Annotated in this window: 21 protein-coding genes and 1 tRNA gene; 10 read left to right on the top strand and 12 right to left on the bottom strand. The window is 74.7% G+C overall.

All coding sequences use genetic code 11. The features are described 5' to 3' along the window. Positions 1-298: 298 nt before the first annotated feature. Positions 299-1,159, top strand: a complete 861-nt coding sequence (htpX, locus tag ACIA8Q_RS09570) for a zinc metalloprotease HtpX (protein WP_360219742.1) — start codon at positions 299-301, stop codon at positions 1,157-1,159. A 9-nt stretch (positions 1,160-1,168) separates the two neighbouring features. On the opposite strand, the gene ACIA8Q_RS09565 is transcribed toward htpX, so the two are convergent. Next, positions 1,169-2,623: a PLP-dependent aminotransferase family protein gene (locus tag ACIA8Q_RS09565; protein WP_360219745.1), complete on the bottom strand. Its 1,455-nt coding sequence runs from the start codon at positions 2,621-2,623 to the stop codon at positions 1,169-1,171. Here ACIA8Q_RS09565 and ACIA8Q_RS09560 point away from each other — a divergent pair. Next, positions 2,622-3,527, top strand: a complete 906-nt coding sequence (locus tag ACIA8Q_RS09560; RefSeq protein ID WP_396316963.1) for a DMT family transporter — start codon at positions 2,622-2,624, stop codon at positions 3,525-3,527. The genes ACIA8Q_RS09565 and ACIA8Q_RS09560 overlap by 2 nt on opposite strands. Before the next feature lie 131 nt (positions 3,528-3,658). Here the strand turns inward: ACIA8Q_RS09560 and ACIA8Q_RS09555 are convergent, their stop codons facing one another. Continuing rightward, the gene (locus ACIA8Q_RS09555) at positions 3,659-4,060 is read right to left on the bottom strand and encodes a hypothetical protein (RefSeq protein WP_360219751.1); all 402 of its coding nucleotides are present in this window, start codon (positions 4,058-4,060) and stop codon (positions 3,659-3,661) included. A gap of 303 nt (positions 4,061-4,363) precedes the next feature. On the opposite strand from ACIA8Q_RS09555, the gene ctaD reads away from it, so the two are divergent. From ctaD to ACIA8Q_RS09540, 3 genes are all read left to right on the top strand, one after another. Next, positions 4,364-6,025 (top strand): cytochrome c oxidase subunit I, encoded by a 1,662-nt coding sequence (ctaD, locus tag ACIA8Q_RS09550; protein WP_360219808.1) that lies wholly within the window; start codon positions 4,364-4,366, stop codon positions 6,023-6,025. A gap of 152 nt (positions 6,026-6,177) precedes the next feature. Continuing rightward, positions 6,178-6,603, top strand: a complete 426-nt coding sequence (locus ACIA8Q_RS09545; protein ID WP_360219754.1) for a BlaI/MecI/CopY family transcriptional regulator — start codon at positions 6,178-6,180, stop codon at positions 6,601-6,603. A gap of 3 nt (positions 6,604-6,606) precedes the next feature. Next, positions 6,607-7,563 carry a M48 family metalloprotease gene (locus ACIA8Q_RS09540; RefSeq protein ID WP_360219757.1) on the top strand — a complete coding sequence of 319 codons (957 nt, stop codon included), beginning with the start codon at positions 6,607-6,609 and terminating at the stop codon, positions 7,561-7,563. A 101-nt stretch (positions 7,564-7,664) separates the two neighbouring features. Here ACIA8Q_RS09540 and ACIA8Q_RS09535 read toward each other — a convergent pair whose 3' ends face one another. After that, positions 7,665-8,354, bottom strand: a complete 690-nt coding sequence (locus ACIA8Q_RS09535) for an FMN-dependent NADH-azoreductase (RefSeq protein ID WP_396316962.1) — start codon at positions 8,352-8,354, stop codon at positions 7,665-7,667. Between the two features lie 74 nt (positions 8,355-8,428). On the opposite strand from ACIA8Q_RS09535, the gene ACIA8Q_RS09530 reads away from it, so the two are divergent. Beyond that, a complete protein-coding gene (locus tag ACIA8Q_RS09530; RefSeq protein ID WP_360219763.1) occupies positions 8,429-9,301 on the top strand; it encodes a sigma-70 family RNA polymerase sigma factor in 873 nt (290 codons plus the stop codon). 150 nt (positions 9,302-9,451) lie between these two features. On the opposite strand, the gene mug is transcribed toward ACIA8Q_RS09530, so the two are convergent. From mug to ACIA8Q_RS09500, 6 genes are all read right to left on the bottom strand, one after another. Continuing rightward, positions 9,452-10,018 (bottom strand): G/U mismatch-specific DNA glycosylase, encoded by a 567-nt coding sequence (gene mug, locus ACIA8Q_RS09525; RefSeq protein ID WP_360219766.1) that lies wholly within the window; start codon positions 10,016-10,018, stop codon positions 9,452-9,454. After that, complete coding sequence (locus ACIA8Q_RS09520; RefSeq protein WP_396316961.1) at positions 9,991-11,133, bottom strand: phosphatase PAP2 family protein; 1,143 nt, start codon at positions 11,131-11,133, stop codon at positions 9,991-9,993. The genes mug and ACIA8Q_RS09520 overlap by 28 nt, the downstream gene beginning before the upstream one ends. Before the next feature lie 163 nt (positions 11,134-11,296). Further along, positions 11,297-12,469 carry a M24 family metallopeptidase gene (locus ACIA8Q_RS09515; RefSeq protein WP_396316970.1) on the bottom strand — a complete coding sequence of 391 codons (1,173 nt, stop codon included), beginning with the start codon at positions 12,467-12,469 and terminating at the stop codon, positions 11,297-11,299. Continuing rightward, positions 12,469-13,821 (bottom strand): dipeptidase, encoded by a 1,353-nt coding sequence (locus ACIA8Q_RS09510; RefSeq protein ID WP_360219771.1) that lies wholly within the window; start codon positions 13,819-13,821, stop codon positions 12,469-12,471. The genes ACIA8Q_RS09515 and ACIA8Q_RS09510 overlap by 1 nt, the downstream gene beginning before the upstream one ends. Beyond that, a complete protein-coding gene (locus ACIA8Q_RS09505; RefSeq protein ID WP_360219774.1) occupies positions 13,821-14,144 on the bottom strand; it encodes a hypothetical protein in 324 nt (107 codons plus the stop codon). The genes ACIA8Q_RS09510 and ACIA8Q_RS09505 overlap by 1 nt, the downstream gene beginning before the upstream one ends. 229 nt (positions 14,145-14,373) lie before the next feature. Next, positions 14,374-15,867 carry an MFS transporter gene (locus ACIA8Q_RS09500; protein ID WP_396316960.1) on the bottom strand — a complete coding sequence of 498 codons (1,494 nt, stop codon included), beginning with the start codon at positions 15,865-15,867 and terminating at the stop codon, positions 14,374-14,376. Positions 15,868-15,991: 124 nt separating this feature from the next. Here ACIA8Q_RS09500 and ACIA8Q_RS09495 point away from each other — a divergent pair, with 124 nt between their 5' ends. The 3 genes from ACIA8Q_RS09495 (at position 15,992) to ACIA8Q_RS09485 (ending at position 17,862) form a co-directional block, all read left to right on the top strand. Next, a complete protein-coding gene (locus tag ACIA8Q_RS09495) occupies positions 15,992-16,645 on the top strand; it encodes a helix-turn-helix domain-containing protein (protein WP_360219780.1) in 654 nt (217 codons plus the stop codon). 42 nt (positions 16,646-16,687) lie between these two features. Further along, on the top strand, positions 16,688-17,179 hold the full coding sequence (locus tag ACIA8Q_RS09490) for a hypothetical protein (protein ID WP_360219783.1): 492 nt from the start codon (positions 16,688-16,690) through the stop codon (positions 17,177-17,179). Positions 17,180-17,283: 104 nt separating this feature from the next. Further along, entirely contained in the window at positions 17,284-17,862 is a 579-nt protein-coding gene (locus ACIA8Q_RS09485) for a hypothetical protein (RefSeq protein ID WP_360219785.1), read from the top strand. 99 nt (positions 17,863-17,961) lie between these two features. On the opposite strand, the gene ACIA8Q_RS09480 is transcribed toward ACIA8Q_RS09485, so the two are convergent. After that, the gene (locus ACIA8Q_RS09480; protein ID WP_360219788.1) at positions 17,962-18,450 is read right to left on the bottom strand and encodes a YajQ family cyclic di-GMP-binding protein; all 489 of its coding nucleotides are present in this window, start codon (positions 18,448-18,450) and stop codon (positions 17,962-17,964) included. Positions 18,451-18,667: 217 nt separating this feature from the next. Here ACIA8Q_RS09480 and ACIA8Q_RS09475 point away from each other — a divergent pair. Next, a tRNA-Tyr gene (locus ACIA8Q_RS09475) sits at positions 18,668-18,748 on the top strand. A 151-nt stretch (positions 18,749-18,899) separates the two neighbouring features. On the opposite strand, the gene ACIA8Q_RS09470 is transcribed toward ACIA8Q_RS09475, so the two are convergent. After that, positions 18,900-20,291 (bottom strand): tyrosine-type recombinase/integrase, encoded by a 1,392-nt coding sequence (locus ACIA8Q_RS09470; protein WP_396316959.1) that lies wholly within the window; start codon positions 20,289-20,291, stop codon positions 18,900-18,902. After that, positions 20,291-20,476, bottom strand: a complete 186-nt coding sequence (locus ACIA8Q_RS09465; protein WP_396316958.1) for a helix-turn-helix transcriptional regulator — start codon at positions 20,474-20,476, stop codon at positions 20,291-20,293. Before ACIA8Q_RS09465 ends, ACIA8Q_RS09470 begins: the two co-directional genes overlap by 1 nt. Positions 20,477-20,602: the final 126 nt, after the last annotated feature.

The following is a 20,602-nucleotide window of genomic DNA, read 5'->3' as shown; positions in this document are numbered from 1 at the left end:
CGACTGACGAGAAGCCGGCGTGGGGGTACCCCCGGCCGAAGGCTGGGGGAGTGCGTGCCCCGGCGGCGACCGCCTGGCGTGATCCGAAAGACACGCCCCTAGCCGACCTCGGTCGGTCCCGCCCCGCCCGCACCGGTGCTCCGGCGCGGGCGGGGCCGGGCGGCCCTCGTCACGGGGTGCCGGCGCCGCGGCGGTGCGACGCCGGTCAGGGGGAACAAGGCCCTGGTCCCCGCCCGTTGACCGGGCAAGAGGGACGAGGCAGAAAGGGCTTCCCCACCGCACCACTGGAGGGCCTGACGTGCACCGCCGGCACAACGGACTGAGGACCGCCGTCCTGCTCGGCGGCCTCTCGGCGCTGATCCTGGTGATCGGCAGCTTCTTCGGCCGAACCGGCTTCGTGATCGCCCTGGTGGTCGCCCTCGGCACCAACGCCTACGCCTACTGGAACAGCGACAAGCTGGCGCTGCGGGCCATGCGGGCCCGCCCGGTCAGCGAGATCGAGGCGCCCCGGCTGTACCGGATCGTCCGCGAGCTCTCCACCTCGGCCCGCCAGCCGATGCCCCGCCTCTACCTGTCGCCGACGCCCGCCCCGAACGCCTTCGCCACCGGCCGCAACCCGCGCAACGCCGCGGTCTGCTGCACCGACGGCATCCTGCAGCTGCTGGACGAGCGGGAGCTGCGGGGCGTGCTCGGGCACGAGCTGAGCCACGTCTACAACCGGGACATCCTGATCTCCTCGGTCGCGGGGGCGCTCGCCTCGGTGGTGATGTTCCTGGTGAACTTCGCCTGGCTGATCCCGTTCGGCCGCAGCGACGACGACGACGGGCCGGGCCTGTTCGGCCTGCTCGCCATCATGATCCTCGGCCCGCTCGCGGCCGGGCTCATCCAGCTGGCGGTCAGCCGCTCCCGCGAGTACCAGGCCGACGCCGACGGCGCCCGGATCACCGGGGACCCGATCGCCCTGGCCAGCGCCCTGCGCAAGCTGGACGCCGGCACCCGCCGGCTGCCGCTGCCGCCCGAGCCGCAGCTCCAGACGGCCAGCCACATGATGATCGCCAGCCCGTTCCGCCCCGGCGAGGCGGGTGCCCGGCTCTTCTCGACCCACCCGCCGATGGCCGAGCGCATCGCCCGGCTGGAGCGGATGGCGGGCCACCGGTAGCGGGCCCGCTCAGCCGGCCGCGGCCTCGTAGGCCCGGCGCAGGCGGCGGACCCCCTCGACGGCGTGGGCGGTGCTCTCCGCCGCGGCGTAGCTGAGCCGCAGGTGCGGGGCCGGGGGTTCGGCGGCGTGGTACGGGCGGCCGGGGGTGATCTGGACGCCGGCGCGCAGCGCGGCCGCGGTGAGCGCGCCGTCGTCGACGCCGTCCGGGAGCCGCAGCCACAGGTGGTACCCGCCGCGGTTGTGGGCGCCGACCAGCCCGGGCAGCTCGCGGTTCAGGGCGGCGACGGTGGCGGTCCGGCGGTCCTTCAGCTCGGTGCCGAGGGTGCGCAGGTGGCGGGCCCAGCCGGGGTCGGCGACCAGCTCCAGGGTCGCCTCCTGGAGCGGCCGCGGCACGAAGAAGCTGTCCACCACCTGGGTGGCGCGCAGCCGGGCCAGCGCCGGGCCGCGGGCGGTGAGGGCGCCGACCCGCAGGTTGGGCGAAGCGGCCTTGGTCAGCGAGCGCAGGTGCACCACGACGCCGTCCGGGTCGTCGGCGGCGAGCGGGCGCGGCAGCGCGGGGGCGTCGGAGTGGACGAGCAGCCGGGCGAAGTCGTCCTCGACGACGAACGCGCCGGCCGTCCGGGCGATCCGCAGCACCTCGGCGCGCCGGGCGGGCGAGAGCACCGCACCGGTGGGGTTCTGGAACAGCGGCTGGCAGACGAAGACCCGCGCCCGGGTGGCGTCGAAGGCGTCGGCGAGCAGGTCGGTGCGGACGCCGTCGGCGTCGACCGGGACGGGGACCGGTCGCAGTCCGGCCGCCCGGACGACCGCGAGGATGCCCGAGTACGTCGGCGACTCGACCAGGACGGGGGAGCCGGGCGCGGCGAGCGAGCGCATGGCCACGGTGAGGCCGCTCTGCCCGCCGGCGGTGATCAGGACGTCCCCGGTGCCGATCGGGCCGCCCTGGCCGCCGATGCCGCGGGCGAACCAGCCGCGCAGTTCGGTGAGGCCGTCGGTGGGCGGGCGGTCCCAGGCGCCCGGGCGGCGGCCGGCCCGGGCGAGCGCGGCGGCCAGCAGCCGTTCGGGCAGCAGCGAGGCGTGCGGGTAGCCGCTGTTCAGGTCGACGACGTCGGGCGGGGGCACCCGGAGGGTGGCGAACACCGGTGCGGCGAGCAGGTCGCGCGGGCCGGAGTCGGCGCTCAGGGCGACCTCCTGCCAGGAGAGGTCGCCGGGGCGGGCGGTGGACGGGACGCCGGCGGGGGCGCCGCCGGTGAAGGCCGCGGCCCGGAACACGCCTGCGCCGGGCCGGGAGACGACCAGGCCTTCGGCGGAGAGCACCGCCATCGCCCGGGAGACCGTCACCGGACTGACCTGGTGGCGTTCCATCAGCGCCCGGCTGGAGGGCAGCTTTCGGCCCTCCGGGTAGCGCTCGACCTCAGCCCGCAGGGTATCGGCGAGTTCGGTGACACTGCTACGCTCGTTCATGACGGCACAAGATAGCGCTATCCACCCGATCGCGATAGCACCGCGGACCCCCGCCTCCGGCACCGCGCTGGCGGCCCTCGGGGTGGCCTCCTTCTCCCTCAGCTTCCCCGCCACCGCGTGGGCCCTGTCCGGCTTCGGCCCGTGGAGCGCCACCGGACTGCGCGGCGCCGTCGCCGGCCTGCTCGCCGCCGGCTACCTGGCGGCCGTCCGGGCCCCGCTGCCGGAACGCCGGCACTGGCCCGCGCTGCTGGTGGTGGCGGGCGGCTGCGTGCTGGGCTTCCCGCTGCTGACCACGCTCGCCCTGCGGACCTCCTCGACGGCGCACTCGGCGGTGGTCATCGGCATGCTGCCGCTGGCCACGGCGGTGTTCGCGGCGCTGCGCACCGGGCGGCGGCCGTCCCGGGCGTTCTGGGCGGCGGCGCTGGCCGGTGCGGTGGCGGTGCTCGCCTTCACACTGCTGCAGAGCCACGGCCGACCGGGCGTCGCGGACCTCTACCTGATGGCCGGCCTGCTGGTGTGCGCGGCCGGGTACGCGGAGGGCGGGCGGCTCTCCCGCGCTCTGCCGGGCGCCCAGGTGATCGCCTGGGCGGTGGTGGCCGCGCTGCCGGTGACGCTGCTGACCACCGCGCTCGCGCTGCCCGCCGAGCCGGTGCACCTCGGTGCGAAGGCGCTGGCCGGGCTGGCGTACACGGCGGGGGTGTCGCAGTTCGGCGGCTTCGTGCTCTGGTACCGGGGGATGGCCGCGATCGGGGTGCCGAGGGCGAGTCAGCTCCAGCTGGCGCAGCCGCTGCTGACGCTGGTCTGGTCGGTGCTGCTGCTGGACGAGGACCTGCCGGCGGCCGCGCCGGTGACGGCGGTGGTGGTGCTGGTCTGCATCGCCGTCACCCAGCGGGCCCGGGCCTGATGCGTGCGGCGGGCCCGCGGCCGGGTGCGGCGCGGGCCCGCCGGTCCGGAGGGGCCGGAGCGGCCGGACGGTCAGGCTGGTGGGCCGGATGGTTCGGAGAGGGCGCGGGCGGCCCGTGGCGGGTCGCCCGGTCAGTCCGTCTCGGGCCGGTAGACGCAGAGCGCCCAGATCACGAAGGCGTCCAGCGCGATCACGATGATCGACCAGAGCGGGTAGTACGGCAGCGACAGGAAGCTCTCGACCGCGCTGAGCGAGGCGAGGAAGATGCCGACGTACCGGGCCCACCCGGCGCCGGTGATCACGAAGTAACCGACGGCCGCGAGCAGCAGACCCATGATCAGATGGATCCAGCCCCAGCCGGTGAGGTTGAACTTGAAGACGTAGTTCGGGGTGGTGACGAAGACGTCGTCGTTGGCGATCGCCATGATGCCCCGGAACACGTCCAGCACGCCGTTGAGCATCATCATCACGCCCGCGAACACCACGCCGCCGGTCACCCACCCGGAGTTGGCCCTACTGCTCGAGCTGCTCATGGGTTCCTCCTGTGCCGAAGCCACTGGGGGCGGTCGCCCCGGGGCGGTCGACCCGCACGGCCGAACGGGTGTGCCGACTACGACCGTCCGCCGGGCCGTGCCCGCGGGCAACCGGTCCGCGCCTGTTCGGGTGACGTGCCGCGCGCGCCCCGGGCCGCCGCCGCGGCCCGCTGGTACTGGTGGACCGGGTACTGGCCGGGCCCGGTGCGGCCCCGAGCACGGGAGGCGCGCCGCGTGACGCTGTTGCCGAAGGACGTCGTGGACCGGGGCCCGCGCCCGCCCCGCACCCCCCGGGCGGACCGCCTGCGGCGCGCCGCCCGGCGGCGGCGGGGCCGGGCCCTGGTCGGCTGGCTCACCACCACCGACCACAAGCGGATCGGCACCCTCTACATCACCACGTCGTTCGTCTTCTTCCTGGCCGGCGGGGTGATGGCGCTGCTGATGCGGCTCGAACTGGCCCGGCCCGGGCTGCAGCTGATGGACAACGAGCAGTTCAACCAGCTGTTCACCATGCACGGCACGATCATGCTGCTGATGTTCGCGACCCCGCTGTTCGCCGGCTTCGCGAACTGGATCATGCCGCTCCAGCTCGGCGCCCCGGACGTCGCCTTCCCCCGGTTGAACGCACTCGCCTACTGGCTCTACCTGTTCGGCTCGCTGATCGCCGTGTCCGGCTTCCTGACGCCCGACGGCGCCGCCGACTTCGGCTGGTTCGCCTACGCGCCGCTGAACGGCGCCGAGCACAGCCCCGGGATCGGCGCCGACCTGTGGATCATGGGACTGGCCCTCTCCGGCTTCGGCACGATCATGGGCGCGGTCAACTTCATCACCACGATCGTCTGCCTGCGGGCGCCCGGGATGACGCTGTTCCGGATGCCGATCTTCGTCTGGAACGTCCTGCTCACGGCGGTGCTGGTGCTGTTCGCCTTCCCGGTGCTGGCCGCCGCGCTGCTCTGCCTGGAGTCGGACCGCCGGTTCGGCTCGCAGGTCTTCGACGCGGCCGACGGCGGGGCGCTGCTGTGGCAGCACCTGTTCTGGTTCTTCGGCCACCCGGAGGTGTACATCATCGCGCTGCCGTTCTTCGGCATCATCACCGAGATCATCCCGGTCTTCAGCCGCAAACCGGTCTTCGGCTACTCCGGTCTGGTCGGCGCCACCGTCGCCATCACCGGTCTGTCGATCACCGTCTGGGCGCACCACATGTTCGTCACCGGGCAGGTGCTGCTGCCGTTCTTCTCGATCATGACGATGCTGATCGCGGTGCCCACCGGGGTGAAGTTCTTCAACTGGATCGGCACCATGTGGAACGGCTCGCTGAGCTTCGAGACGCCGATGCTGTGGACGGTCGGCTTCCTGGTCACCTTCCTGTTCGGCGGCCTGACCGGGGTGCTGCTCGCCGCCCCGCCGATCGACTTCCACGTCTCCGACTCGTACTTCGTCGTCGCCCACTTCCACTACGTGGTCTTCGGCACCGTCGTCTTCGCGATGTTCGCCGGCTTCCACTTCTGGTGGCCCAAGTTCACCGGGCGGATGCTGGACGAACGGCTCGGGCGGATCCACTTCTGGACGCTCTTCACCGGCTTCCACGCGACCTTCCTGGTGCAGCACTGGCTCGGCGCCGAGGGCATGCCCCGCCGGTACGCGGACTACCTCGCCTCGGACGGCTTCACCACGCTCAACACCGTCTCCACCGTCGGCTCGCTGCTGCTCGGCATCTCCACCCTGCCGTTCCTCTACAACGTCTGGACGACCGCCGTGCACGGGGAGCGCGTCGAGGAGGACGACCCGTGGGGGTACGGGCGCTCGCTGGAGTGGGCGACCTCCTGCCCGCCGCCGCGGCACAACTTCGTCACCCTGCCGAGGATCCGCTCCGAGTGCCCCGCGTTCGACCTGCACCACCCCGACATCGCCGAGCTCGACCGCCGGCAGAACGCCCCGCAGGACACCCGGCAGCCCGCCGACTGACCGGCTGCCGCCCGCGTGCCGCCCGTCTGCCGCCGGCCCCGCGGGCGCCCCCGCACCCGTGCGCGGAGCGGTTCGCAGCGGCGCACCGCTCGTTAGGATGAACCCGTGCCCCGCCGGTCGAGGGGCACGGCATCCGGAGGGAGTGGGCCGCCATGGCAGACGAGAGGCCCGCCCCCGCGGCGGGCGAGGCACCGGCCCGCAGACGCGGCCAGGGCGAGCTGGAGGCGCAGGTGCTGGCGGTGCTCCAGCAGGCACCCGGCCCGGCCTCCGCGGGGTGGGTCCAGGAACGCCTGGAGGGCGACCTGGCGTACACCACGGTGATGACCATCCTGTCCAGGCTGCACGCCAAGAACGCCGTCTCGCGGACCCGTTCGGGCCGCTCCTACCTCTGGCAGGCCTCCTCCGACGCCGCCGGGCTGGCCGCGCTGCGGATGCGCCGGATGCTCGACGGCGAGGCCGACCGGGACGCCGTCCTGGCCAGCTTCGTGAGCGCGCTGCTCCCGCACGACGAGGACCTGCTGCGGGCGCTGCTCGACGCCGCGTCCGCGGACCCGGCAGCGGCCGACCGTGAGAGCTGACCCGTGGGCCTCTTCGTCTTCCTCCCGCTCGTCCTGCCGCTGACCGCGGTACCGATCGCCCGCCTCACCGAGCAGCACCTGCACCCGCGCGGCGCGGCCCGGCTGATGACCGTGATCAGCGCCGTGATGGCGGTGTGCAGCGTGCTCTGCCTCGGCCTGATCGGCGTGGTGGGCACCGCGCAGATCCCCGGCAACCCGCTCCCGGACAGCTGGTCCGACCCGGAGGTCCGGGCCGCCCTGCCGTACCACGAGACGGTCGGGACGGCCGCGATGTGGCTGCTGGCGCTGGTCGCCGCGGCCTGCGCCCGGACGGTCGGCCGCCACCTGCGGGTGCGGTCCCGGGCCCGCCGGGCACTGACCGGGCTGCCCGACGGGCCGGAGTCCGCCGCCGACCTCGCGGTGCTGCCGGACACCAACCCGTACGCGTACGCGCTGCCCGGCTCGCCCGGGCGGGTGGTCGTCTCCACCGGGATGCTGGCCGGACTGGCCGAGGACGAGCGCGAGGCGCTGCTCGCCCACGAGCGGGCGCACCTGCGGCACCGCCACCACCGCTACCTGCTGACCACCCAGCTCGCCGCCTGCGTCAACCCGTTCCTGCGGCCGCTGCAGCAGGCGGTGGCGTACAGCGCGGAGCGCTGGGCGGACGAGGAGTCGGCCCAGGCGGTGGGCGACCGCAGGATCACCGCTCGGGCGGTGGCCCGGGCCGCCCTGGTGTCGCACGCGGCGCCCGCCCCGGGCTTCGCGGCCTTCGTGGCCCCCGCCCCGGCGCCCGGCCCGGTGCCGCGCCGGGTGGCCGCGCTGCTCGGCCCGGTGCCCACCTCGCGCAACTGGCCGCCGGCGAAGACCCCGGCCGGCCTGGCCGCGATGGTCGCCGCGGTGGGCACCGCGGCGTCGGCGCTCTGCGCGCTCAACGCCGCGGTGGCCCTGCTGCTGGTGCTGAAGGCCGTCACGCCGCTGTAGGGGCGGTCCGGTCGGGCGGTGGGTCCGGTGCGTCGGGCGGTGGGTCCGGTCCGTCGGGCGGTGGCGGCGCGCGGGTTCCGTGCGGCCGGGGCGCCCGCGCGTCAGCCGGCCGCGGCCAGGGCGTCCAGGCGGGCCCCGGCGTCCGCCAGCGACCGCGCGGCGAGCGGCCGCAGTCCGGCCAGGGCGGGGTCGTCCGCGGCGCGGGTGAGCTCGGCGACGACGACGTGCAGGTTCTCCGCCGCGACCCCGAGGTTGCCGAAGTGGGCCCGCAGGTACGGGACCTGGAAGTCGCAGTGCTCGCGCGGGGTGCCCGGCCCGTAGCCGCCGCCCCGGGTGGCGACGACCACGACCCGGGTGTCGCGCAGCAGCGCCTCGCCGGTGCCGGGGTCGTGCAGCACACCGGGGAAGGTGACCCGGTCGATCCAGGCCTTGAGGCCGGCCGAGACGGTGAAGTTGTACATCGGGGCGCCGAGCAGCAGGGTGTCGGCGGCCCGCAGCTCCTCGACCAGCGGGCGGGTGAGCGCCCACTCGCGTTCCTCCCCTGCCCCCTGGACGAGCGCGGCGACCGCGTCCGGCGGGAGCGCGCCCCGGGCTCCGGCCCGGCGGCCGAGCGACTCGTAGGCGGCCCGCACCACGGGGACGGGGTCGGCGGCGAGGTCACGGTGCCGGTGGCGGCCGGCGGTGCCGTGCCGGGCCCGCCAGGCGGCGGCGAAGCGGGCGGTCAGCGCGCGGCTGACCGAGTCGCCGGCGCCGGTGCTGGAGTCCAGGTGCAGCAGGGTGGTGGTGGTCACAGGTCTCTCCCGGTCACTTCGGTGCTGGACGGTTCGTCATGGGGGTGACGGGCCGGGCCGACGAAAGGTGACCGATGGACCGGGACGGGGTGCTGGCGGAGCGGTTCGAGGCCGAGCGCGGTCGGCTGGGGGCGGTCGCCCTGCGGATGCTCGGGTCGACGGGCGAGGCGGAGGAGGCGGTCCAGGAGGCCTGGTTGCGGCTGGACCGGGCCGGACCGGACGCGGTGGAGAACCTGCCGGGCTGGCTGACCACGGTGGTCTCCAGGATCTGCCTGGACCTGCTGCGGGCGCGCGCGGCACGCCGCGAGGAGCCGGTCGGGGAGGCCCCGCCGGAGGTGGCGTCCGCTGACGCGGGCCCGGAGCGGGAGGCGCTGCTGGTGGAGTCGGTCGGCCGGGCGCTGCTGGTGGTGCTGGACCGCCTGGGGCCGGCCGAGCGGGTCGCCTTCGTGCTGCACGACGGGTTCGCGGTGCCGTTCGAGCAGATCGCGCCGATCGTCGGGCGGACCCCGGTGGCCGCCAAGAAGCTGGCCTCCCGGGCCCGGCGGCGGGTGCGCGGCACGCCCGCGCTGCCGCCGGAGCGGCTGGCCGGGCACCGGCGGGTGGTGGAGGCGTTCCTGGCCGCCTCCCGGGGCGGTGACCTCGCCGAGCTGCTGGCGGTGCTGGCGCCGGACGTGGTGCGCCGCGCCGACCCGGCCGCGCTGCCGCCCGGCCGCGCCCCGGTGGCCCGGGGCGCGGCGGAGGTCGCCCGGGAGACCGCGGTGTTCGGCCGGCGGGCCCGGTTCGGCGCGGTGGCACTGGTGGACGGCGTCCCGGGCATCGTGATCGCCCCGGGCGGACGGCTGCGGCTGGCGCTGCGGGTGGCCGTCACGGGCGGCCGGGTGGCCGGCTTCGAGGTGGTCGCCGACCCGGCCCGGCTGGCCGCGCTGGAGCTCGCCGTGGGGGCGTGAGCCGTGAGCAGTGAGCCGCGGGGCCGCGAACTCCCGCTGCCGGACGGCCTGGCGGCGGTCTGACGGGCCGGCCGCCCGGGCGGGCGTCGGCTGTCCGGCGACTCAGCGGTCCTACGAATCAGCGGTCCTACGAATCAGCGGGTCTACGACTCAGTCGTCCAGCGACTCCCGGAGCGTGCGGAACTCGGCCGCCAGTGCGTCCAGCGTGTAGTGCGCGTTGAGCCCGCTCGGGTTGGGCAGCACCCACACCTCCGTGTCGCCGATGCCGTCGGGCTGGCGGCCGATCACGGCCTTCCGCCGGCCGAAGGCCGTCCGGTAGGCGCCGATGCCCAGCACGGCCAGGACGCGCGGGCGCAGCCGGAGCACCCGCTCGGTGAGCGCGGCGCCGCCCTCGCGCAGCTCCTCCGCGGTCAGTTCGTCGGCCTTGGCGGTGGCGCGCGGGGCGACGTTGGTGATGCCCAGGCCGAGGGCGGGCAGCCCGCCCTGCTCGTCCGGGCGGAGCTGGCGCTCGGTGAACCCGGAGCGGTGCAGGGCGGGCCAGAAGCGGTTGCCGGGGCGGGCGAAGTGGTGGCCGGTGGCACCGGACCACAGGCCCGGGTTGATGCCGCAGAACAGCACGCGCAGCCCGGGCCCGGTGACGTCCGGGATGGTGGTGTCCTGGGCGGCCAGCAGCTGTTCGGCGGTCGGTTTCACCGGGGGTCGGGTCGGGTTCGGCACGCGGCCAAGTCTGCCCTGTCGGCGGGGACTCCGGCCGGGGCTCCTGCGGAACCGGCCGCCGCCGCACCGCCCGCCGCCGCACCGCCCGCCGCACCGGCCGTCGCCGCACCGGCCGTCGCGCGTACCGCCGCCGGAGCGGCCGCGCGGGCGGCCCGCCGTCGCCGCAGCCACCGCGCCCCGAACACCACCACGGCCGCGTACGCCCAGCCCGCGAAGATGTCCACGATGAAGTGCTCGGCGCCGTACACCAGGGTGAACGCCATCGCGAGCGGGTACGCGACCAGCAGCGCCCGCAGCCAGGGGCGCGCCGTCGGCCAGAAGAAGAACAGCAGCATCGCGGGGTACGCGGAGTGCAGCGAGGGCATCGCGGCGACGTCGTTCGCGAACTGGCTGCCGTTCTCGACCAGTGAGTCGGCCTGCGGCAGTCCGCTCGCCGAGATCACGTCCCACACCACCCGGTTGAGCCCGGGCAGGTGGCCCTGCTGGGCGACCAGCCACGGCGGGTCGGCCGGGTAGAGCAGGTAGGTCGCGAAGCCGGCGAAGGTCAGCGCCAGGTAGCAGACCAGCAGCTGCCGGAAGCGGTCGTGGCGGCGGCGCCAGAGCACCGCGAGCAGCGTGAAGACCAGGAAGAAGTGCGAGAGGTAGACGGCGGCGGCCAGGTAGTCGTACCAGGCCGGCGAGCCGGGCGTGTACAGCGCGTGCTGGAGCCGGACCGTCCAGGTCTCGCCGAAGCCGAGCACCTCGTCGGCGCGCAGCTGGGGGAGCCAGTGCGGGGCCCACGGGGTGTGCGCGCCGTAGCCGCGCAGCAGCGAGTACGTCCAGACCGCGGCCATCACCGGCAGCCAGTCGCGCAGCACCAGAAGGAAGCCCCGGGTGCCGTGCCCGCTGTGCACGGCGGCGGTCAGCAGTGCGCCGATCAGCCAGAGGAACACCACGTCGTTGGCGGAGGGCAGGCCCTGGGTGCGCAGGAACCAGACGAAGCCGGTCAGGTACAGCGGCCAGGCCAGGAGTCTGAGCCCGGCCAGCCCGGTCCGGCGGGGGCGGGGCGCGGTCACGGGGCGCAGTCGCCCGGCTCGCGCGGGCGGTGGCGGGGCCGGCCGGAGCAGCTTGGTCATGCGCACGAAAACTAGCAAGGCAAGCTTGAAGGACTCTGGGTGGACGATGACGGCTTCTTAAGAATTGCCCCGGCCGGCGCAAGGGCCCGCCGCCCCGGCCGTTCCGTGCGCCGTTCCGTCGGTTGTCCGGTCCGCGGCCCCGCCGGCCGCTCCGTCCGCGGGCTCAGGAGACGGTGCCCAACTCGTGCGGGGTGTTGTTGAGCCGCCGCCCGCCGGTCGGGGTGACGGCGACGATGTCCTCGATCCGCACTCCGAAGCGGTCCGGCAGGTAGACCCCGGGCTCGATCGAGAAGCACATGCCGGGCACCAGCGGCCGCTCCTCGCCCTCGACCAGGTAGGGCGGCTCGTGCGTGGTGATGCCGATGCCGTGCCCGGTGCGGTGGATGAAGTACTCGCCGTAGCCGGCCTCGGTGATCACCCGCCGGGCCGTCCGGTCGATCTCCTGGCAGCTGACGCCGGGCCGGACGGCCTCGAAGGCGGTCTGCTGGGCGAGCCGGACCACGTCGTGCACCTTCCGCACCTCCGCCGGGACGTCGGTGCCGACGTGCACGGTGCGGGTGGTGTCGGAGCCGTAGCCGTCCTTGAGGCCGCCGAAGTCCAGCACCACGGTGTCGCCGGGACGGATCACCCGGTCGCCGGCCTCGTGGTGTGGGTTGGCGCCGTTCGGGCCGGAGCCGACCACGGTGAAGTCGACCTGGCTGTGCCCGTACCGGATGAGCAGTGCGCCGAGGTCGGCGGCGACGTCCGTCTCCCGGCGGCCGGCGAAGGCGACCTCCAGGATGCCGCGGTAGGCGGCGTCCGCCGCGCCGCCGGCCGCGGCCAGCCGCTCCAGCTCGTCGGCGTCCTTGACGGCGCGCAGCATCGGCAGGGTCTCGGTGAGCGAGGTGAAGCCGGTGCCGGGCAGCGCCGACTGGAGCCCCAGCAGGTGCATCGCCCAGGCGTTGTCGGAGATGCCGTACCGGCCGGCCGGGTCCAGCAGCCGGCCGGCGGTGGCGTACGGGTCCGCGCCGTCCGACCAGTCGAGCAGCCGGACGGCCGGGGCGCCGGGCGCCTTCTCGGCGTCCGGGCGCTCCAACCGGGGCACCACGAGGGCGGGTTCGCGGCCGGGGGTGAGCACCAGGGCGGTCAGCCGCTCGGTGATCGCGGTGGGCTGGTAGCCGCACAGGTAGACCAGGTCGGGGCCGGGGGCGACGACCAGCCCGGCCAGTCCGGCGGCGGTCGCCTCGGCGGTGGCCCGGGCCATCCGGGCGGAGTAGTCCTCGGTGGTGAAGGGTCGGGGCACGGTCGGGTCCTCCTCGGAACGGTCCGGGTGCTGCGCGGACTCACTGAACTCCATCACGTGCGGGCCGAGTTGGCGAAGTGCCGGAGGAACAACGCCTCGACGTGGGCCATGTGCTCGATCTCCCCGGGGTCGACGCTCTCGTTGGGCGCGTGGATCAGGCAGCGCGGCTCCTCGACGCCCATCAGCACGATCTCCGCGTCGGGGAAGGTCGTGGCGAACACGTTGCAGAGCGGGATCGAGCCGCCCTGGCCGAGGAAGGAGATCGGCCGACCGTAGACCTCCCGCATCGCCGCGTCGAGTGCGGAGTACGCGGGCCCACCGGTCTCCGCGCGGAACGGCGCACCGGCGCTCTCCCGCTCGACGTCCACCAGCACGCCCCAGGGCGCGGCGGACTCCAGGTGGGCGATCAGCGCGTCCTGGGCGGCCCGCGCCCCGGTGCCGGGCGGCACCCGCAGGCTCACCCGGGCCCGGGCGGTGGCCGGGACAGCGGCGGCGGAACCGACCACGGGCGGGCAGTCGATGCCGAGGACGGTCACCGCGGGGCGGGCCCAGAGCCGGTCGGCGACGGTGCCCGAGCCGGTCAGCCGCACGCCGTCCAGCACGCCGGCGTCGGTGCGGAACTGCGTCTCGTCGTAGCCGACGCCGCTCCAGCTCCCCGCGCAGTCCAGGCCCTCGACCCGGGTGCCGCCGTCGACGTCGCGCAGCGAGTCGAGCATCCGGATCAGCGCGGCGAGCGCGTCCGGGGCCGGGCCGCCGAACATGCCGGAGTGCATGTCGCCGCGGAGCGCCCGGACGGTCACCACCACGTTGACCACCCCGCGCAGTGAGGTGGTGGCGGTCGGCACGCCGACCGCGGCGTTGCCGGTGTCGCAGACCAGCAGCGCGTCGGCGTGCAGCTCCCCGGCGTGCGGCGGCACGTACGCCTCCAGGCCTCCGGTGCCCTGTTCCTCGGAGCCCTCGACGACCAGCTTGAGGCCGACCGGCACGCCCTCGCCGAGCGCCCGCAGCGCGGTGAGGTGCATGACGATGTTGCCCTTGCAGTCGGCGGCTCCGCGCCCGTACCAGCGGCCGTCGCGCTCGGTGAGCCGGAACGGCGGGGACTCCCAGGCGGCGTCGTCGAGCGGTGGCTGCACGTCGTAGTGGCAGTAGAGCAGGACGGTCGGGGCGCCGGGCGGGGGTGGGCGGTGGCCGATCACGGCGTGGCTGCCGTCCGCGGTCTCCTCCAGGTGGACGTCCCGGAGCCCGGCCTCGGTGAAGGCACCGGCGACCCACTCGGCTGCCTCCCGGCACTTCTCCGGCGGGTACTGGCGGGGGTCGGCGACGGACGGGATGGCCACCAGTTCGGCCAGGTCGGCCTTGGCGCGGGGCATCAGCTCCGCGATCCGGAGGGCGAGTTCGTCGGTCATCAGCGCTCCCTGAGCGGTCGGTGCGGGTGAGGCGGGTGAGGCGTGGGTGGCGGGGCGTGGGGGCGTGGGCCGCCGAAGAGGCCCCGGCGGCGGACGACGCCGCGCAGGTCGAGGTCGTCGATCCGGTCCTCGACGTCGGCGAGCTCGTCCGGGCAGTCCACCGGGAGCACGATCGCCTCGGCCCGCACGATGTAGCGGAAGACGCAGGCCAGGCCGCAGACCGCCGTGGTCGGTGCGGGGCGCGGGCCGGCGACCGAACCGGTCGTCATCAGGGCGCGCGGCAGCCAGGACGCCCGGGGCGCGGCGGCCGTCCGGGCGCCCACCGCGTCGGTCCGCTCCCGGGTGGCCCGGCCCGCTGCGGGCGCCTCGGGCCCTCCCGTCGGGGTGAGGCCGCGTCCGTGGAACTCATGGTCCTCCTCCGGTACGGCCCCGGTCGGCGGTGCGGGCGGCGGGCGCGCCCGGGGGCGGGGCCCCGGGCGGGCCGTACCCGGCCAGTTCACCCGGTTGCCCGGGGTGCCGCATGCGGCGTGCACCCGCCCGGGTGAGCGCCCGTCAGCCGGCGGAGGGGGCCGTCCGGGCCTCCGGCCACGCGGCGCGGCGCAGCGTCCGGCCCGCCGTCGCGGGCACCAGGGCCGCGGCGAGCAGGGCGGCGATCGCGGTCAGCGCGGCGGCGGGGGAGAGGTGGTCCAGCAGCAGGCCGCTGGCCAGCGTGCCGGCCGGCATGCCCGCGGTGATCAGCGTGATGGTCGCGGCGATGACCCGGCCGCGCAGCTCGTCCGGCACCTGCTGGAACACCAGCAGGTCGATCATCACCCGCAGCGCGGGGACGCCGGCCCCGACCACGAACAGGGCCGCGAAGACGGTCGGCGCACCGCCCGGCAGCAGCGGCGACAGCGTCACCGGCACGGCGGTCCAGGCGGTCGCCAACAGCAGCACGCCGGGCCCGGCCAGCCGGTGCAGCCGGGAGACCAGCACCGTGCCGGCCAGCGCCCCGAGGGCCTCGCCCGCCAGCGTCAGCCCGATTCCGCCGCTGCTGGTGCCGTGCTCGCGCAGGAGCACCATCACCGGCAGCACCAGGGCCGTTCCGGCGAGGTTGATGACCAGCAGGACGGCCAGGGCGGGGCGCAGCAGCGGGGCGGCGGCGAGGACGCGGAAGCCGGCCAGGGCGCCGCCGGGCTGCGGGGGCGCGGCGGGTGCGTGGCCGTCCTGAGTGTCGGGTGCGTGCTGCGGGCCGGGTGCGTGCTGCGGGCCGGGGGCGTGCTGCGGGTCGTGGGCGTCGGCGGCGGCCGGCTGCGGCCGGCCCGGGAAGCGCACCAGGACGGCGGCGGCCACCGCCAGCAGCGAGGCGAGCGTGGTGGCGAGGAACGGCACCGCACGGCCGAGCCCGAGCAGCAGGCCGGCCAGCGGCGGACCGGCCAGCGAGGCCCCGCTCATCCGGGCCTCGTCCTGTGCGAGGGCCTGCCGCAGCTGCTCCGGAGCCACCACCGACCGGAGGGCCAGCATCCGGATCGGGCCGCTGTACGAGACGGTGGCACCGACGACGGCGGCGACCAGCAGCAGGTGGACCAGGGTCAGCCGGTGCAGCGCCAGGGCCGCCGGGACGCTCGCGGAGGCGAGGAGGCGGGCGCCGTCGGCGGCGATCAGCACCCGGCGGCGGTCGAAGCGGTCGGCGACGGCGCCGCCGTGGACGCCCAGCACCAGCGTCGCCGTCATCTGGACGGCGCCGAAGGCCCCGGCGGCGGTGGAGGATCCGGTGACCGCGAGTACCAGCAGCGGGAAGGCGGTGTCGCCGATCCGCATGCCGAGGGTGGCGCAGGCCTGACCGGCCCAGAGGGCCTGGAAGCGCAGGTTGCGCCGGAGCGGGACGGGCGGGACGGCTGGGGTCCCGGCCGGAGCCGTCGCCGTCGCCGTGCCCGCCCCGTCGGTCCCCGCCCCGTCGGTCGCTCTCGCGGTGCCGGTCGTCCCCGCCGTGCCCGCCATGTCCACCCCGTCCGCCATGCCCGCCCCGCCGTTCGTGTCCTCGTCCGTGTCTTCCGTGGCGCGCATGTTCGCGCCTCCGACATCGTTCACGATGTCGTGAATGATGTCGGAGTCATGAGTGATTGCGCAAGGGTGAGTGCTCACTGGACCGTGATTGCACGCCGCGCCGACGATCTGCGAAGGTGAGCCCGTGGCCGAGCACGAACCGGAACCCGCCGAGACCGACGACCAGCCCGTCACCTGGATCAAGGAACGCCAGGTGGCGGATCCGGCCGTCCTCAAGGCGATGGCCGACCCGCTGCGCCTCGCCATCCTCGGCGCCCTCAGCTCGGCCCGGGGCCGTCCGCTGACCGCCAAGGAGATCGCCGCCGAGCTCGGCGAACCGCAGACCAAGCTCTACCGGCACATCAAGCAGCTGGAGAAGGCCGGACTGGTCCTGGTCGCCGGCACCCGGCTGGTCTCCGGCATCGTCGAGAGCCGCTACGCGGCCGCCCAGGAGTCGATCCGGCTCGCCCCCGAGATGTTCACCGCCGACTCCCCGGCCCGCTCGGAGGCGTACGACGCCATCCTGGCCGCCATCGACCGGCTCCGCGGCGACTTCCAGGCCCAAGTCCTCGGCGACCGGCTGGACTTCAGCTCCCCCCGGGACGGCTCGGTCGGCCCGCCCGGCCTGTTCTCGCACTCGGTGCTGCGGCTCAGCCCGGACCGGCTGCTGCGGCTGCGGGCCCGGTTCGCCGAGATCATCGAGGAGTTGAACGCCGAGGGCCCCAGCACCACCGAGGACGCCATGGACGTGACGATCTTCACGCTGCTCTACGGGCTCCGGCCGGGCACGGAATCATAAACTCCGGGCCGACTGTCGGTGGGGTGGGACACGATGGCCGGCATGTCCTATGAACTCCAGGCGCTGATAGGAACATTGGAGCTGCTGACGGTGGCGGCGGCGGAGGTCCCGGCGGCCCGGGTGGTTCCGCTGGCCCAGGGCCTGGCCCTGATCCCGGTCACCCCCGAGGTGCGCGCCGCGCTCCAGGTCGACGACGGTACGCCGAAGCCCGTCCACGGGCCCGGCCCGGGCCGGCACCCGGACGGCTTCCAACTCCGGCTCGCCGCCTGGTCCAAGGCCGGACCGGTGGCCTGCGTCGAGGCCGACTACTTCGGCGGTACCGGCAGCCAGCGGGCCGTCGTCTGGGAGGACGGCCGGATCGCCCTCGGCCCGCTCGGCACCGGCGAGTTCGAGCCCTCCCCGGCCGAGGGCACCCCGATCTCCCGGGCGCTGCGCCGGATCGGCGCCCGCACCGAGGCCGGCCGGGCGGACGAGTTCGAGTCCGTCGGCCTGGCCGCCCACCGCAGCACCGGGGGCTGGGCGGACGCCGGCTGAGCCGCGCACCGTTCGGCGTACGTGCGGTGGCTGCACCCGGAGTACTGCCCCACGGTGTGAGTCAGGCGAACTCGCCTGACTCGCACTGAGAGGAAGCAGTACCCATGCGTGCCACCTGGATGACCGCCGCGCTGACGACGGCCCTCGTGCTGACCCCGGTCGCCACGGCATCCGCCACCCCCGCCGCCAACGGCGCGGCGGCCCCCCGAACCTCCACCGTCGCCGCGGTCGACCTCCCGGCGGCCGACGTGCCGCTGCCGGTCACCGTGCCGGGGGCACCGGCACTGCCGGCCCTCCCCGCGGCGCCCGCCCTGCCCTCCACGCCCTCCCTCCCCTCCACACCCTCCCTGCCGTCGACCCCGGACCCGTCCGCGGCCCTCGGTGCGGTCGGCGGCGTCGTCCAACTGCTCACCGGCCTGGTGTCGTCCCTGACCTCCGCCGTCCCCGACGTCGGCTCCACGCTGCAGGGGATCCTGGCGAGCCTGCAGAGCACCCTGCAGGGGTTGCTCGGTCAGCTCCCGGCGCCCTCGCTGCCGTCGCTGCCCCCGGTGCCGGCCCCGTCGAAGTCCGCGGGCACCGGTCCGTCGGCGTCCCTGGACGACCGGCTCGCCGACCTCAGGGCGCAGACCCAGGCCCTGGCCGACGCGGCCGCGGCGGCGCGCCCGCACCCGGCCGTCCGCTGACCCCGGGCCCGGTCCGCCGGAGCCCGCGCACACGAAGGCCCCGGTCCCGCAGCAGGCCTGCTGCGGGATCGGGGCCGCGCCGTGCGACCGGCGGCCGGGTCAGCGGTAGTTCACGAACTGGATCGCGAAGTCCAGGTCCTTGCCCTTGAGCAGGGCCTGCACGGTCTGCAGGTCGTCGCGGCTCTTCGAGCTGACCCGCAGCTCGTCACCCTGGACCTGCGCCTTGACGCCCTTCGGGCCCTCGTCGCGGATGATCTTCGCGACCTTCTTGGCATCTTCCGTGGAGATGCCCTCCTTCACGTCCGCGAAGATCTTGTACTCCTTGCCGGACAGCTGCGGCTCACCGGGCTCCAGGGCCTTCAGCGAGAGCCCGCGCTTGATGAACTTGCCCTGCAGGACGTCGAGGATGGCCTTCACGCGCTCCTCGCCGCTCGCCTTCATCTCGATCTTCTCGCCGGAGCGGCTGATCTCGCCGCCCACGCCCTTGAAGTCGAAACGGGTGGCGATCTCGCGGGAGGTCTGGTTGATCGCGTTGTCGACCTCCTGCCACTCGACCTTCGAGACGATGTCGAAACTGGAGTCGGCCATGGGTGTTGGTCTCCTTGATGCTCTGGCTTCACTGGCACGGCCCGCCCCACCGGGCGCCCGCCGTCCCAGCCTATCCAGCGCCACCCCGCCGCCGCCCCCGACAGCCACGTCGTACGCCTTGATCATCGCGTGACCTACCGAGTGGCGGAGCACCCCCCGGCATCGGGTATCGTTTACGAAGTCGAACGGGGCAAGCGCCCCGGGAAACGAAAATCCTGGCTGGTTGCCCGAGCGGCCAAAGGGAGCAGACTGTAAATCTGTCGCGCAAGCTACGCAGGTTCGAACCCTGCACCAGCCACAGGATAGAGAAGGGCCCGTGAGCTGCGGAAACGCAGCCCACGGGCCCTTCTGTCATGGTCGAACAGTGATTTTGATGTCTGGTTGTTTTGGGTGGTTTGTCTCACCTGGTTCCGCCCGGATCCCGCTGCTGACCAGGGCGTACGGACCAGCTACGGACCAGGATCCGGCGCCAGCGGCGCCGTGCGGTTCCGGTTGAGCCGCTTCGAGATCAACTCGTTCGCGTACTCGACGGTGCCGTGCAGGCACTTCGCGTAGACCCGGAGCATGACAGCCACGCTGTGCCCCGCCCGCCGGGCGACCTCGGTCGGATCGACCCCGGAGTTCAGGCCGAGCGAGATCCCGGCGTGCCGCAGGTCGTACGGCCGCTTGCCGAGCTTCGTGGCGCATTCGGCGGGCGACAGCACCTCGGCGCGGGCCCGCTGCCAGACGACCCCGTACCCGCTCTCCTGCACCATCCCGCCCCGGGACGTCCGGAACAGCCGCCCGTCGGGCGCGGCGCCGAAGGCGGCGACGTGCTCCCGCAGGATCGCCACCAGCTCGGGCGGGATCGGAACGCGGCGGGTCGCCTTCTCGGCCCGGTGCTTCAGCCCACGCTTGTCGTGCGACGTCCCGTCGTCCGTCCAGGACGAGCCGACCCGCGGCCGCGTCTCGTCCAGGACCACGTAGCCCCAGCCCTCGGCGGGCAGGTGGCAGCGGGCGAGCGTGAGGAACACCGCCTCGGCCGGCCGCAGCCAGCCGAAGTAGAGGCAGGCGAAGAAGGCCCGGAGGTGGGCGCCTCGCTTCCCTTGGCGTCCCACCGCCTCGATGAGCGCGGCGGCCTGGTCCTCGTTGACCACCAGGCCCGGGTCGACCTCCTCCTCGGACTCCGGCGGCTGCCACTGGACGGTCGGGAGGGGGTTGGCGGCCAGGTAGCCCTCCTCCACGGCGTAGCCGAAGAGGTGGCCGAGGATGCGGCGCTTGCGCAGGATGACCGAGGGGGCGGCCTTCTTGCCGTCGAGCTTCACTGCGAGGGCGTTCAGCAGACGGCGCACCATCGGCGGCTCCTCGAAGGCGGAGGCCGGCACGGACTGCTTCTGCACCCATGCCAGGGCCTTGGCCCAGTCCGCCGGCGGCTCCTCCTCCCAGGCGTTCACGTTGAAGGCCCAGCTGTAGAGCGCCCGGCGGACGATCCGCTTGTCCGGCATGCCGGCCTTCGACTTCACCAGCTCGAACGTGACCGTGGCGAGGGCATCGGCCCACGTCGTCCGGGTCTTGGCCGGAGCCCCCTCCCACCGGGCCTCGACGTACCGCCGGCCGAGCTCGTACCAGCTGATCTGCTTCTCCCTGCGGAGCTCGGAGAGCGGCAGACCGCGGTCGACGTCGAACGGCTGCCCGTCCCGGAGGGCGGAGATCAGCTCGGACTTCCGACCGTCCGCAGCGGTTTTGGTGAGGAAGGACTCGGAGAACTCCCGCCCGGCGACGGTCCAACGGACCATCCAGGGTGCTCGCCGGTCCGGGCGGTGCCGGTGGTCCCAGAACTTGACCTTGTACGAGGTGGTCATCAGGCGGCCACCTCGCAGGCGGCGAGCCACGCGTCCAGGTCGACCCGGTCGACGCGGACCTGGCCGTTGGGGAGTTTGATGAGGCGCGGGGCCTTGCCGCGGGCGCGCATCCGGTAGAAGGCGGCGCGGGACATGCCGAGTTCGGCGAGCACGACGGGGAGCTTGAGCAGTTCGCGCTTGGGCATGGCGAATCTCCTGCGGTGGGTCTGGATTGATGGCTGCGGCGTGTTGCGGGCCCTCTCGCTGGCGGACGCGGAGGGCGGAGAGCGTCAGGGATGTCAGGGGAACTCGCTGACCTGCGGATATGGCCC

Origin of the sequence: Kitasatospora sp. NPDC051705, from assembly GCF_044453265.1 — a bacterium.
In the GTDB taxonomy this organism is placed as follows: domain Bacteria; phylum Actinomycetota; class Actinomycetes; order Streptomycetales; family Streptomycetaceae; genus Kitasatospora.
Note: the sequence above shows the minus strand (reverse complement) of the source record. Positions and strands in the feature narration are given on the sequence as shown.